Annotated in this window: 11 protein-coding genes; 2 read left to right on the plus strand and 9 right to left on the minus strand. The window is 67.5% G+C overall.

Annotated features, from left to right (window positions below; genetic code table 11):
- Nucleotides 1-5: 5 nt before the first annotated feature.
- Nucleotides 6-1,448, minus strand: a complete 1,443-nt coding sequence (locus EES48_RS11510; RefSeq protein ID WP_240623334.1) for a glycoside hydrolase family 125 protein — start codon at nucleotides 1,446-1,448, stop codon at nucleotides 6-8.
- A 185-nt stretch (nucleotides 1,449-1,633) separates the two neighbouring features.
- Between EES48_RS11510 and EES48_RS11515 the strand changes: the two genes are divergently transcribed.
- Entirely contained in the window at nucleotides 1,634-3,733 is a 2,100-nt protein-coding gene (locus tag EES48_RS11515; protein WP_122467009.1) for a TonB-dependent receptor plug domain-containing protein, read from the plus strand.
- Nucleotides 3,734-3,820: 87 nt separating this feature from the next.
- Here the strand turns inward: EES48_RS11515 and EES48_RS11520 are convergent, their stop codons facing one another.
- Nucleotides 3,821-5,659 carry a peptide MFS transporter gene (locus EES48_RS11520; protein ID WP_162998134.1) on the minus strand — a complete coding sequence of 613 codons (1,839 nt, stop codon included), beginning with the start codon at nucleotides 5,657-5,659 and terminating at the stop codon, nucleotides 3,821-3,823.
- Nucleotides 5,660-5,765: 106 nt separating this feature from the next.
- Nucleotides 5,766-6,218 carry a dUTP diphosphatase gene (gene dut, locus EES48_RS11525; protein WP_122467013.1) on the minus strand — a complete coding sequence of 151 codons (453 nt, stop codon included), beginning with the start codon at nucleotides 6,216-6,218 and terminating at the stop codon, nucleotides 5,766-5,768.
- 103 nt (nucleotides 6,219-6,321) lie between these two features.
- On the opposite strand from dut, the gene EES48_RS11530 reads away from it, so the two are divergent.
- Nucleotides 6,322-6,834, plus strand: coding sequence for an S-type pyocin family protein (locus tag EES48_RS11530; protein WP_122467015.1), 513 nt, complete (start codon nucleotides 6,322-6,324; stop codon nucleotides 6,832-6,834).
- A 4-nt stretch (nucleotides 6,835-6,838) separates the two neighbouring features.
- Here the strand turns inward: EES48_RS11530 and EES48_RS11535 are convergent, their stop codons facing one another.
- The 6 genes from EES48_RS11535 to miaB all read right to left on the minus strand — a co-directional run bounded on the left by EES48_RS11535 (nucleotide 6,839) and on the right by miaB (nucleotide 12,421).
- Nucleotides 6,839-7,255, minus strand: coding sequence for a helix-turn-helix domain-containing protein (locus EES48_RS11535; RefSeq protein ID WP_122467017.1), 417 nt, complete (start codon nucleotides 7,253-7,255; stop codon nucleotides 6,839-6,841).
- Nucleotides 7,256-7,366: 111 nt separating this feature from the next.
- Nucleotides 7,367-7,906, minus strand: a complete 540-nt coding sequence (locus EES48_RS11540; protein ID WP_162998135.1) for a helix-turn-helix domain-containing protein — start codon at nucleotides 7,904-7,906, stop codon at nucleotides 7,367-7,369.
- Between the two features lie 25 nt (nucleotides 7,907-7,931).
- Complete coding sequence (gene lnt / locus EES48_RS11545; RefSeq protein ID WP_122467021.1) at nucleotides 7,932-9,518, minus strand: apolipoprotein N-acyltransferase; 1,587 nt, start codon at nucleotides 9,516-9,518, stop codon at nucleotides 7,932-7,934.
- On the minus strand, nucleotides 9,515-9,961 hold the full coding sequence (gene ybeY, locus EES48_RS11550) for an rRNA maturation RNase YbeY (RefSeq protein ID WP_122467023.1): 447 nt from the start codon (nucleotides 9,959-9,961) through the stop codon (nucleotides 9,515-9,517). Before ybeY ends, lnt begins: the two co-directional genes overlap by 4 nt.
- Nucleotides 9,958-10,977: a PhoH family protein gene (locus EES48_RS11555; protein ID WP_122467025.1), complete on the minus strand. Its 1,020-nt coding sequence runs from the start codon at nucleotides 10,975-10,977 to the stop codon at nucleotides 9,958-9,960. Before EES48_RS11555 ends, ybeY begins: the two co-directional genes overlap by 4 nt.
- Nucleotide 10,978: 1 nt before the next feature.
- On the minus strand, nucleotides 10,979-12,421 hold the full coding sequence (gene miaB, locus EES48_RS11560; protein ID WP_122467027.1) for a tRNA (N6-isopentenyl adenosine(37)-C2)-methylthiotransferase MiaB: 1,443 nt from the start codon (nucleotides 12,419-12,421) through the stop codon (nucleotides 10,979-10,981).
- Between the last annotated feature and the right edge of the window lie 28 nt (nucleotides 12,422-12,449).

The following is a 12,449-nucleotide window of genomic DNA, read 5'->3' on the forward strand; positions in this document are numbered from 1 at the left end:
GCGCTTCACACCCGCAGCAGCAGGTCCGGCCGGGTGCGGTAGAGGGTCAGAACCAGCTCGCCGAACAGGGTGTTGGCCCAGGCGAACCACGGTCGGCTGAACTGCATCGGATCGTCGACGTCGAAGGCTTCATGCATGAAGCCGGTCCCGGCGTCGGTGGCCACCAACATCCTCAGCGCGGTCAGAATCTCCTCGTCGTCGCGAGAGGTCAGGGCCCGCATGGTGATGGCGATCGGCCAGACCCGCCTTCCGGGCGTATGGGGGCTGCCGACGCCTTCGGCCGAGACGCCCTTGTGGAAATAGGGATTGTCGTCCGACAGGATCAGGCCGCGCGTGGCCGCATAGGTGGGCTCGTCGGCCGCGCCGTAGCCGAAATAGGGCGCGCTGATCAGGCTGGGCGCGTTGGCATCGTCCATGAACAGGGCGTTGCCGTAACCATCGACTTCATAGGCCCAAACCCAGCCCCGCGCCGGGTGGCGAACCCGGGCATGGGCCATGAGGGCGGCGTCCACCTCGTCGGCCAAGGCGCGGCATTCGGCGGCGAAGGCGGCGTCGTTGAACAGCGCCTCGTGCATCGTGGCCAGTTGGCGCAAGGAGACCACGGCGAACATGTTGGACGGAACCAGGAACAGGAACATCGCGGCGTCGTCTGACGGCCGGAACAGCGAGGCGATCAGTCCGGTGGGCCGGATCGGATTGCCCCACCCCTGGCCCGGGACCATGTCGGGGCTCCAGCTGGTTTCGCGCTTGTTCGAATAGGGGCCGGGCCCGTCCTTGCGCTGTTGGACCTTCATGGTCTCGACACTCAGCCGCCCGGCCCGGCGCCAGGCGTCGTCGAAGGGCACGGTGTCGCCCGTGGCCCTCCAGTAATCGTGAGCCAGGCGGATCGGGTAGCAGAGCGAATCCAGCTCCCACTTCCGTTCCCACAGCTCGGGCCGCATCTCGGTCTCGTCCGTCTGATGCGGCGAGCCGGTCGGCCCCCTGTTGAAGGCGTTGGCGTAGGGGTCGAGCAGGATCTGGGAGGTCTGGCGATTGATGACGCCCGCCAATAGCCGCGCCAAGCCTGGGTCGTCTGTGGCCAGCGGGATGTAGGGATGCACCTGGGCCGATGAATCCCTCAGCCACATGGCCGGAATATCGCCGGTGACGACGAAGGTGTCAGGCTTGCCGTCGATCTCCCCGACCTCGACCGTGGTGTCGAGCGTGTTGGGAAAGCAGTTGGCGAACAGGGCGCCGAGCCGGCCCCGGGTCCCGTCCACGCCGAGATGCGCCTGAACCTCGGCGATGGCTCGTTCCACGGCGGCGCTGTGAAACCGACGAGCGGTCGGGATGAGCCGACCGGCTGTGAGAGGGTGGGCCGGATTCTGCGCCGCAGCGACCCCGACAGCGGCCAGGCCCGCGGTGGCTCCCAGCAGGACCCGACGGTTCAGCATATCCAGAGTGGTCATCGGCCCATGATCGACAGCCTGCGCCGCCTTGTCGATCCTGCGACCGCAAACCGGCCATCAACATGAATTTCAGGTCATGAGTTTCGATTAATCTTATGTCCTCGATTTAACTTAGGTATCTCCGAAGTAACTGGCCTGTTCACGGGAGCGTCAGCCATGGTCCGCCCTGTTCAAGGGAGGACTTCATGCGCCGAGCGCTCACCATCACCGCATCCGCCGCCGTCATCGTCGCGGCGCTCGGCGCGCCCGCTGCCGCTTTCGCGCAACCGGCCCCTGCCGACGATCAGGAAGCCGCTGTCGCTCCGATCCCGACCGGCCCCACCGAGGACGCGCCCCTGGTCGACACCGCCCAGCGCGGGGTGCTGGTGTTCACCCCCGACTTCTTTGCCGACCAGCGGCCGAACACGGCGCTGGACATGGTCGAGCGCGTGCCGGGCTTTCAGCTGAACGACGGCGCAGGCGGGCGTGGCTTCGAAGGCGCGGTCGGCAACAGCCTGATCAATGGCGCGCGACCGGCCTCCAAGAACGACACCGGCTCCAACGCCCTGTCGCGTGTGCAGGCCGCCCAGGTCGAGCGCATCGAGTTGATCCGCGGCGGCGCGCCCGGCATCGACATGCAGGGCTTCCCCGTCGTCGTGAACGTGATCCTCAAGAACCAGTCCAGCCGCGAGCACATCCTTCAGGCGGACGCCTACCTGTTCGAGGGCGGCACGGACGTCTACGGCTTTCGCTATCAGTTCACCGCCCGCGAGGGCGAGCGGACCTGGGGCGTGGTGGTGGCCGACGGCATCGGCACCAGCGATTCCAACGGTCCCGGCGTCGTCACGCGGCGCAACGCCGCCGGCGAGGTGATCCGCACCGAGGACTTCGTCAACGACCAGTACGGCGGCGGCCAGGCCATTCGCGGCAACTACGCCGGACCCCTGATGGGCGGCAAGATCGACCTGACCGGCCGGCTGGGCGTCAGCGACTTCCAGGGCTGGGACCTGTTCACCGGCGCCGACAGCCGCCGCGAGAGCACCTTCGGCGAGGAGAGCAAGGACGTCGAGTTCGGCGCCACCTACACCCGGCCGCTGACCGACCGGCTCAGTCTGGAGACCCGGCTGATCCACGAGGGCTCCGAGTTCGACTCGCTGTCGACCTATGACGCCGTGTTCGGCGGAGCGGCCGAGCCGCTGGAGGCCTTCACCTCGGTCGGCGAGGCGTCGGAAAGCATCCTGCGCGGCCTTCTGCGCTGGGAGCGCAGCGAAAATCTCACTTTCGAGGGCGGGGCCGAGGTCGCCTACAACATGCTGGAGATCGATCAGGCCTATACGATCGGAGGAACGCCGATCGAGCTTCCGTCGGACCAGGTCCTGGTCGAGGAGACACGCGGCGAGGTGTTCGGAAAATCGACCTGGCGCTACAGCCCGACCCTGTCGCTGGAGGGCGGTCTCAGGCTGGAAGCCTCAACCATCAGCCAGTCGGGCGACGCCGATCAGGAAGAGACCTTCTATTTCGCCAAACCTCGTTTCCAGGCCACCTGGACGCCGTGGGCCGACAACCAGTTCCGGCTGAGGCTGGAGCGCGAGGTCGGCCAACTGGACTTCGGCGACTTCGCCGCCAGCGCCAGCCTCAGCGAGGATAATGTGCTGGGCGGGAACGTCGATCTGGAGCCCGAGGACCGCTGGGTCGCCGAGGTCGCCTATGAGCGGCGCTTCTGGGGCGACGGCATCGTCTCCATCGCCTATCGCCACGACGAAATCAGGAACGCCATCGACGTCATCCCGCTGGAGGACGGCCTGTCGGCGGTGGGCAACATCGGCGACGGCACGCTGGACCAGCTGTCACTGAACGTGGTCATTCCCACCGATCGCTTCGGCATCTCGGGCGGCCGGCTGTCGTTCAAGAACGACTGGAAACACACCGAGGTCACCGACCCGACCACGGGCGAGATTCGCGCCATCTCGGGCCTGCGCCCCAGCCAGCCGAGCATTACCTGGGCCCAGGACATTCCCAGCTGGAAGATCAACTACCGCCTCACCATGCTGACCATGCTGAAGCAGTACACCTACAGCCCCGACCAGATCTTCGGCTTCGAGGGGACGGACTATTACGAGGCGGCGATCGAGTACAAGCCGACCGAGACCCTGACCCTCAGCGCCCAGATCAACATCTGGGACGACTTCCGCATCTATCACACCGTCTTCGACGCCCGCACCAACCCGCGTCCGATCCGCTTCGTCGAGGAGCGCATCATCGACCCGCGCACCTTCGTGTCCCTGCAACTGCGCAAGACCTTCTGACCGGCCCCTCGTCTTCCCCCAAGGCCGGAAAGAAGAAGGGCCCCGGGATCGCTCCCGGGGCCCTTTGTCGTTTGAGACAGGCGCGCTTTAGCGAACCCCGGCCATGCCCTTCTTGAGCAAGGGCGAGGCCACCAGCAGCAGAACGCCGACGCCCACGCCCGTCCAGCCGATGCTGCCGAAGATCGAGCCGTAGGTCTCCAGCGCCAGGGCCCGATCCGTGACCACGCCGCCGACGGTGTCGGTGGTGGTCGCCTGGGCGATCACCCCCGCGGCGATGTGGGCCACCGAGGACGACATGAACCACACACCCATCATCATGCCCACCACGCGATCGACCGACAGCTTGGTGATCATCGAAAGTCCGACCGGCGAAAGGCAGAGCTCTCCCATGGTGTGGAAGAAGTAGGTCAGGAACAGGAAGATCAGAGGAACGCGGTAATCGACGTTGAAGGCGTTCGCCGCGGCGAACGACAGCACCAGGAATCCCGCGCCCACCAGCACCAGGCCGAAGGAGAACTTGACCGGGGTCGAAGGCTCCATGTTGCGCTTGGCCAGCCAGATCCACAGCGCGGCGATGATCGGACCGAAGACGACGATGATCCCCGGGTTGAACATCTGGGTATAGCCGGCGTTGAACCAGCCGGGCATTTCGGTTGACTGGTCGGCGAACAGCGTCAGGGACGATCCCGCCTGTTCGAACAGGGCCCAGAACAGCACCGAGAAGAAGATCAGGACCTGGGCGACCAGCATCCGGGTGCGCTCGGCGCCCTTCAGCTTGACCACGGTGTAGCCCACGACGGTCGCGAAGATCAGGCCCGCCATCCAAGGCAGCACGGCTGAAATCAGCTCGTGGCGCTGCATGAGGATCCACGTCGGGAACACGGCGACCAGGCCGCCGATCCAGAACACGGCCTCAAGCGGAATACCCAAGACCTTGGTGCCGGCCAGTTTCTCGGGGTTCGGAGGGCCGCCGCGACCCTCGAGCCAGGACTGGCCCAGAATGAAGGTGACGAGACCCAGCAACATGCCGAAGCCAGCCAGGCCAAAGCCGTAGGCCCAGCCGTAGGTGAAGCCGAGATAGGAACACAGGCCGGTGGCCAGCACCGCGCCCAGGTTGATGCCGACGTAGAACAGGGTGAAGCCGCTGTCGCGTCGTGGGTCGTTCTGGTCGTAGAGAGAGCCCACCACGGTCGAAATGTTGGCCTTCAGGAAGCCGACGCCGACGATGATCAGCGACAGGGCCAGGAACAGCACCGGTTCGCCAAAGGCGGTGTCACGCGTCGTTTCCACGGCGTAGTCGCCCGCGGCAACGAAGGCCGGGAATCCGCCCGCCGCAACGGGGGAGGCTGCGGTCGCGGGGCTCTCGACGGCCGCCACGGGGGCGTCCAGGCTCTCGGCAACCGCCGCCGCGCCCGCGTCGGCGGCATTGGCTGCGGCCGGTTCCGCGCCGACGGTGGAGATGCCTTCCGGCGCGATGGTGATCTCGACCCGCTCGCCGTCGACCACGACGAACTGCCGGCGATCCGTATCGCGGCCCTCGACCTCGACCTGATAGGTGGCGTCGCCGATGATGATCTGATCGCGGCCGCCCTGACCCTCAAAGGCCATGGTGAAGTGACCGAGCACCAGCAGTACGGCGCCGATCATAACCGCCTTGCGCTGACCCAGATATTTGTCGGCGATCAGACCCCCGATGACGGGCATCAGATAGACCAGCGCGCCGTAGGCGGCGTAGATGCCGGTGGCCTCGCTGGGGCTGAAGAGGAAGTGCTGAACCAGATAGAGCGTCAGCAGCGTCCGCATGCCGTAGTAGGAAAAGCGCTCCCACATTTCGGTGAAGAACAGGATCACCAGCCCCCGCGGGTGACCCAGAAATGTCTTACGCGGATCGCCGATAACGGCGTCTCCCCCGTCCGTTGTGCTCAACGGCCTACTCCTCGAATTGCCGGCGCCCCACCTGACGCGCGAGCGGGCATAAGCAGCACGGTCGCCTTTTGGTCACAAGCAAAAAGGCCGACGGAGGGTAAGGTTTTCAGCGCCCGGTCGAGCCGAATCCGCCGCTCCCGCGCGCCGTGTCGTCCAGGCTGTCGACCTCGGCCCAGGCGATCCGCTCGTAGCGGGCGATGACCATCTGGGCGATGCGCTCACCACGGGTCACCACGAAGGTTTCGGCGCCGAGATTGGCCAGGATCACCCCAACCTCGCCGCGATAATCGGCGTCGATCGTGCCGGGCGAGTTCAGACAGGTGATCCCGTGCTTCAGCGCCAGGCCCGAGCGAGGCCGCACCTGAGCCTCGAACCCGGGCGGCAGCGCGATCGTCAGGCCTGTGGGGACCAACGCGCGCGCTCCCGGCGCCAGGGTGATCGGCGCATCCTCGGACACGGCCGCGCGCAGGTCCATGCCCGCCGCGCCTTCGGTGGCGTAACCCGGCAGGTCGAGCCCGTGGCCGTGCGGTAAGCGGACGAGACGGAAGTCTGTGCTCATTCCCCGGCTCTAGCAGGGGGCGCAGCGAGCGGCAAAAAAGAACATTGCCAGAACATTAACCTTTTGCTTATGGTGGTCGGCGGGACAGTTTGAGGAGGGTCGAATGCGGGTTCAACTTTGGGGCGCGGTCATCGGTGGGGCCTTGGCTCTGGCCGCGTGCGATAATGGATCCAGCGCTGTGGAGACGCGTGATCGGACGGGCGAGACGGCATCTCTGACCAACGCGGAGGCGCCGGCTGGAGGGGCGGCGTCCCCCCGGGCGGCGGACGAAAAGCCGATATGGACGTCGAACCGGAGCAATAGCTCGGCCGAGAATCTGGATCGCATCTACAAGCGCAACGGCGCCGCCTTCGGAGCGTCGGACGCCGGAGACTTCGCCGGCAAGGCCCAGGCCTTCATCGACGCGCCGCCGGGGGGCACGGAGACGATCAGTCGCGTCAACGGCGACACGCTCTACTACCACGCGGCGACCAACACCTTCGCCGTGGCCAATCGCGACGGCGTGCCACGCACCATGTTCAAGCCGGACAACGGCGCGGACTACTGGGTCGAGCAGAAGTCACGCGAGTCGGAGCGCTCGGCGCGCGCCGGCGCTGCGGACTCAGAGGCCGGCTGACGGGTCAGTCTTCGGCGTCGTCGTCTGAAGCGCCATCCATCTCGCGCATCAGCGACAGGATGATCTTCTGCTGGCGCACCGGCAGCCGCGGCGCGATGGCGGAAATTTCCAGGCTCTGGCGGGTCGAGGGGTGGTCGTGGCTGAAGCCCGAGGCCGGCTCGGCCACGCCCGCCTGGGCGCCGGTGAACCCGTCGAAGAAGTAGCCGATTTCGGATTTGAAGAACTGGGCGATCTCGAACAGCTTGGAAGCCGAAATGCGGTTGGCGCCCTTCTCGTACTTCTGCACCTGCTGGAACGACACGCCCAAGGCATTGCCCAGATCGCTCTGGCTGTAACCCAGACGGATACGCTGCTCGCACACCCGGCGTCCTACCCAGCGATCCACTTCGTGCGGACCGTCTTCGCCCCTGCCTCTCGCCATGACCCTCGATGCCTAAACGTTGGTTATCGGACTTTTCGTCGACCCGGAGCAGATGCGCCGTTCGTCCGTGCTTGTCACGCCCCTCTTTGCCGCAACCGGGCAAAATTGTCCTCAATTTTGTTTATGTCGTCGGATCGATGACTCGGGCAACAGGGCCTGGCCGGTCCTCAGAAATATCGCCCCATAGCCCTCGTCCGCCACGGCTGCGACACACAGCCGCGCGACCCGTGCGGGGATGGGTCCGGAGGGGCTTTCAGTGGCGGACGCCGACTGTCCGCGCTCGTCCAGCAGGCGCTCAGCAACCTGGAGAAAGGTTGACCGGTCGGAGTCCGGCGCCTTGAGAGCCCGATGCCCCATCTCGGCGATGGCGGGCACGGTCAGGCCGTCGTGATCAAAAGCGACACCCTCTTCCCGCAAGCCGGACGATGGGAAGGGAAGCGGCTCGAGAAACAAGCCGTCGAAAAAGTAGCCGGGCTCGCACCTCAGGACCTGACACGCTCGATAAAGCGTCGCCGCGTCCAGCATGGTCTCTCCGGTCTCGTACCGCCCGGCGGTGCTCCGGGACACGCCCAGCAGAATGGCCAGATGGTCTGTCACCAATCCCAGGGCCGTCCGGCGTTCGACCAGCCGATCGGCGACGTGTCGCGCCACAGGGTCAAGCCGACTGGGATCCAGCTTACGCGGCCTCACGGCGACCCCGGCCAGACAGGGCGCCGAGGCCGATCAGCCCGGCCACGGCGAGCACTATCGGCCAGTCGCCCCAGCGACTGTAAGGTGTCGGCTCCAGAGCCTGCGGCAAACGCGCGTCGATCACGCCGCGCGCGCCCGTCTCCAGCTTGCGCTCATCCACCGGCCGGCCCCACGGGTCGATCAGGGCCGACACCCCCGTGGGTGTCGCCCGCGCCATGGGCAGGCCCTCTTCGATGGCGCGGTAGGCCGACAGGTTGAAGTTCTGCACCGGCCCGGAGGTCGCCCCGTACCAGGCGTCGTTGGACGGATTGACGATCCAGGCCGGTCGCTCGGCTCCATCGGGCGTCATCCCGGGAAACAGGCTTTCGTAACAGATCAGCGGCTGGACCTGCGGCAGACCCGGCAGGTCGAATGGCTGAGGCGCCGGTCCCGGGGTGAAATCGGACGGCACATGCACCAGGCTGCGCACGCCCAGCCGGCTCATCAGCGGACCGGCCGGCAGGTACTCGCCGAACGGCACGAGGTGATGCTTGTCATAGACGGCGTCGACCCGCAGGCCGCCCGCGCCGATGTCGGTCATGGCGAAGGCGCTGTTGCCGTAGGCGGCCTGACCGTCGCCGCGGTCATAGGCGCGGCTGAGGCCGACGATCAGAACCTGGCCTTCGTCCAGAGCCTCGGCCATGGCCGGCGCCACCCAGGATCGGGGATCGACGATGTCGTTGAAGGTGGTCGGCAGGGCGCCCTCGGGCCAGATCACGACGTCCGGGCGGCCCAGATCGCTCTCGGGGCCCGCCGTCAGCGACACATAGGACTCAACGATGGCGGCGAAGTTTTCGGGCGTCCATTTGGCCTGCTGTTCGATGTTCGCCTGGACGATGCGTATCACCGTCCCGCTGTCGGTCGGCTCGGCGCGCGCCAGCCGCACGGCCCCGCCGATGATGGTGACGGCGATCAGGGCCAGGCCGGCGCCGGCGACGATGATGGCCTTTCGGTCCCGACGCTCGACCAGCGGGGCGAACGCGGCCGTCCCCAGCACCGTGATCAGGCCCAGCCCATAGACCCCGACCAGCGCCGCCGTTTGGCTTGCGGCCGACCCGGCGGCCCAGCTGGCGCCCGCCGGATTCCACGGAAATCCGGTCAATACCCAGCCGCGCAGCCACTCGAACAGGCAAAAGAGGCCCGCAAACAGGGCGACCTTAGCCAGGCCCGGCCGCCGCACCCGCCGGAACAGCGCCAGCGCCCCGCCCCAGAACAGACCCATCCCGGCCGGCAGCAAGCAGGCCGCGAAGGGCGCCATCCAGGCCTGGTCGGGATTGACCAGAAAGGCCTCCGCCACCCACCAGCAGCCGATGAAGAAATAGGCGAACCCCGCCAGCCAACCGCGCCAGAAGGCGGCGCGTACCGAGCCCGCCCGGTCGCCGAGGATCAGCAAGGCCGGATAGGCGAGCAGCCCGGGAAACAACAAGCCGAACGGAGGATGGGCGAGGGCCGCCAGAGCCCCGACGACCAAGGACGCCGCGATCACCGTCAGGCGTTGACCGGCGCCGCTGCGAGTCCAGTCCGGCGGCGTCAAGCGCCGCGCTCCGCATAGGGATCGACCACGCCCAGACCGGCGAGGATGGCGCGCTCTTCGGCCTCCATGGTCTCGGCCTCGGCGTCGTCTTCGTGGTCGCGACCCAGCAGGTGCAGCACGCCGTGCACCACCAGATGGCTGAGGTGATCGGCCAGGGTCTTGCCCTGGACCTCGGCCTCGACGCGACAGACGCCCGACGCCAGCACCAGATCGCCCAGATGCGGCCGGGCGCTCTCGGGCGCGAGGAAGCTCAGCACATTGGTGGCCCGGTCCTTGCCGCGAAACCGGCTGTTGAGATCGGTCACCGTCGCGTCGTCGGTCAGCAGGATCACCACGTCGCCGTTCTGGTCGCCCAGGGCGGCTTCCGCCGCGCGGATCACGACGGCTTCGAGATCAGCGACGCCCGACCAGTCTGCGCCGTCCTCGACCTCGACCTCGATCACGCGGGCTCTTCCAGGTCCGGCGCGCGGCGGGCGCGGTGCGCCTCGCTGTCGGCGTCGTAGGCGCGCACGATCCGCTCGACCAGGGCGTGACGAACCACGTCCTGCGCCTCGAATTTCAGCACGCCGACTCCCTTGACCCCGTCGAGGATTCGAAGGGCGTGGCTGAGGCCGCTGTCGCGCGGATTCAGCAGGTCGATCTGCGACGGGTCGCCGGTCACCACCATGCGGGCGCCCTCGCCCAGCCGGGTGAGCACCATCTTCATCTGCAGACGAGAGGTGTTCTGGGCCTCGTCGACGATGACGAAGGCGTGGCTGAGCGTGCGGCCGCGCATGAAGGCGATGGGGGCGGCCTCGATCTCGCCCTTGTCTCGGCGGCGACGCACGTCCTCGGCCCCGAGGATCTCGTTCAGCGCCTCCCAGATCGGCGCCAGGTAGGGATCGACCTTCTCGTTCAAATCGCCGGGCAGAAAGCCCAGCTTCTCACCGGCCTCGACCGCCGGGCGGGTGATGACCAGACGATCGACCTGGCCGCGACGAAGCAGGCTGGCGCCATAGGCGGCGGCGAGGAAGGTCTTGCCCGTGCCCGCCGGGCCGACGCCGAAGGTCAGTTCGCACTCGCCCAGCGCCTGGAGATAGCGGGCCTGGGCCGGGGTCTTGGGCACGATGGCGCCCTTGCGACCCACCGGCAGCGCCACGCCGCCGGCCGTCGGCGGGCCGGCCGCCGAATTCCGGGACGGCTTGGCCGGTGCGCCGCCGCCCAACATCGCGCCGATGCCGGTGCGCACATCGGCTTCAGAGATCTCGGCCCCCAGATCGCTGCGCTGGGCCAAGGCCTCGATCACCCGGCGCGCATTGGCGCGGTCGCGCGTCCCGCCGTCGATCGACACGCCCCCGCCGGGCGCCTCGATCAGCACCTTGAAGGCGTCCTCGATCAGGGCGAGGTGGCGGCTGGACGGCCCCACCACGGCTCGCAGGGCGTCATCGGAGAGGGCGAGGAATTCGCGGGATCGGGGCATGTTAGTGGGCCAGTACCGCTCGGTCCGCGGGACCTCGCTGCTTGAGCGGCGTGTTTTCCGGCCCTAGCGCCGACCTCGCGGAGGTCGCCTGCTTGAGGGCGCCGCTAAGGCTGTTCTGCTGGCCGGTCAGGATCTCGATCTCGACGATCTGGCCGATCAGGTGGTCGGCGTCCTCGACGTGGACGGACTGAAGATACGGCGAGCGGCCGATGGCCTGACGACCGTGGCGGCCCTGTTTCTGGAACAGCACCGGCAGGGTGCGGCCGGCCTGCGACCGGTTGAACGCCACCTGCTGCTCCAGCAGCAAGGCCTGCAACGCCTGCAGCCGTTCCGACGCGACCGTGGGCTCGACCGGCTTGGCCATGGTCGCCGCCGGGGTGCCGGGGCGCGGCGAATAGATGAAGCTGAAGGCCGAGGCGTAGTTCACCTGACGAACCAGATCGAGCGTGTCCTCGAAATCGCGGTCAGTCTCGCCCGGGAAGCCGACGATGAAATCGCCCGAGATCGCCATGTCCGGCCGCGCCGTGCGGATGCGGTCGATCAGGTCGAAATATTTCTGGCGGCCGTGCTTCCTGTTCATCAGGCGCAGGATGCGGTCCGAGCCCGACTGCACCGGCAGGTGCAGATAGGGCATCAGGGCGTCCAGATCGGCATGCGCCGCGATCAGGTCCTCGCCCATGTCGTTGGGGTGGCTGGTCGTGTAGCGGATGCGGTCCAGCCCCTCGATCTCGGCCAGCGCATAGGCCAGCCGCGCCAGGGTCGAGGGCGCGCCGTCCGGCCCCTCGCCGTCATAGGCGTTGACGTTCTGGCCCAGCAGGGTGACTTCGCGCACGCCTCGCGCCGCCAGTTCGCGCGCCTCGGCCAGGATCGCCGCCACGGGCCGAGACCATTCGGCGCCGCGCGTATAGGGCACCACGCAGAAGGTGCAGAATTTGTCGCAGCCTTCCTGCACGGTCAGGAAGGCCGTCGGTCCCTCGACCCCACGCGCGCCGATCCGCTCGGAGGTCATGGCGTCGAACTTGGCGTCGGGGGCGAAGTCGGCGCCGATCCGCTCGCCGCGCGCCCGCGCCGTGCGTGTCAGGAGCTCGGGCAGCTGGTGATAGGCCTGGGGGCCGACGACGAGGTCCACCGCCGGCTGACGACGCATGATCTCCTCGCCCTCGGCCTGGGCCACGCAGCCGGCGACGGCGATGGTCATGGCCGCCCCGCCCGAGGCCCGCTCCTCCTTGAGCATCCTCAGTTTGCCGAGCTCGGAATAGACCTTCTCGGCCGCTTTCTCGCGGATGTGGCAGGTGTTGAGGATGACGAAGTCCGCGTCCTCGGCCGTCTCGGTCGGCGCATAGCCGAGCGGGCGCAGGACATCGGCCATGCGCTCGGAATCATAGACGTTCATCTGGCACCCGTAAGTCTTGATGAACAGGCGTTTGCCGGGGGCTGCGGTCATCGCCGGGTTATGGAAGCCCCGCACGGCG

The sequence above is a fragment of the Brevundimonas lutea genome (assembly GCF_003704105.1).
Taxonomy (GTDB): domain Bacteria; phylum Pseudomonadota; class Alphaproteobacteria; order Caulobacterales; family Caulobacteraceae; genus Brevundimonas; species Brevundimonas lutea.